At 43.5% G+C, this 1,288-nt stretch carries 2 tRNA genes and 1 rRNA gene; all 3 read right to left on the reverse strand.

The features are described from left to right. Positions 1-540 (reverse strand): 23S ribosomal RNA (locus FTU72_RS16190); the annotation flags it as partial. A gap of 475 nt (positions 541-1,015) precedes the next feature. Next, positions 1,016-1,091: transfer RNA gene (locus FTU72_RS16195), tRNA-Ala, on the reverse strand. A gap of 70 nt (positions 1,092-1,161) precedes the next feature. Continuing rightward, positions 1,162-1,238: transfer RNA gene (locus FTU72_RS16200), tRNA-Ile, on the reverse strand. Positions 1,239-1,288: the final 50 nt, after the last annotated feature.

Here is a 1,288-nt window from a genome sequence, read left to right on the forward strand (position 1 = left end):
ACAAAGTGGCTCCCACTGCTTGTATGCATGCGGTTTCAGGATCTATTTCACTCCCCTCACAGGGGTTCTTTTCGCCTTTCCCTCACGGTACTGGTTCACTATCGGTCAGTCAGGAGTATTTAGCCTTAGAGGATGGTCCCCCTATATTCAGACAAGGTTTCACGTGCCTCGCCCTACTCGACATCATCATATCAGCCCTTTCGTGTACAGGACTATCACCCACTATGGTTGCACTTCCCAGAGCATTCCACTAAAACTGATATGACTTAATGGGCTGTTCCCCTTTCGCTCGCCGCTACTGAGGGAATCTCAATTGATTTCTTTTCCTACGGATACTGAGATGTTTCACTTCTCCGCGTTCGCCTCATAAACCTATGTATTCAGTTTATGATACCGACCTTATAGCCGGTGGGTTTCCCCATTCAGACATCTCCGGATCACAGGATATTTGCCGCCTCCCCGGAGCTTTTCGCAGGCTATCACGTCTTTCTTCGCCTCTGACTGCCAAGGCATCCACCACATGCACTTAATTACTTGACTATACAACCCCAAACAGTCGTTCATCCCTACAAGTAGGATAAACAACATAATCAACCAATCACTCAGTTAATTACACAGTTAGAGTTTCGTGAACTTAATCACTGTACAGCTTCAATTAGATTCATATACCAAAACGCTTGATTCAGTTAATTTCGCTAGTTCTCATTCAATCACTTCAACAATCAATCTTGCGATCTCTTGTTTCCGCTCTTGTATGAGTATGAACAAATTATTTCAACTCAAATATATTCTGTTAATGATTTAATGCATCCTCGTCGGACTGCATTACTGTGATAAATCACAGAGATTATCAAGTGGTGCGTATCTTAACGCTTCTACTTGTTAATCTCTAGGATCTAAACACTTGATCGCTTAGGAACTAAACATTCACGCTACTGTATGATCACATACTGCGCGAAGCGTAGCTTCTTGCTTAAATTTCAAGGAAAAACGTTGTTTTTCTGGTCTTGAAATTTGGTGGAGACTAGGAGAGTCGAACTCCTGACCTCCTGCGTGCAAAGCAGGCGCTCTACCAACTAAGCTAAGTCCCCAGCTTATCAATAAGTCAATGTATCGTTCGTTCTGTTTGCTTCAGCACTTTCATGCTTCGTTAGTCAGATTTGGTGGGTCTGACAAGACTTGAACTTGTGACCCCACGCTTATCAAGCGTGTGCTCTAACCAACTGAGCTACAGACCCTCAGATACATCGTCATGAAGAACAACTTGTTGTGGATTCTTACCAATCGT

Source organism: Acinetobacter sp. YH12137, assembly GCF_013418535.1.
GTDB lineage: Bacteria > Pseudomonadota > Gammaproteobacteria > Pseudomonadales > Moraxellaceae > Acinetobacter.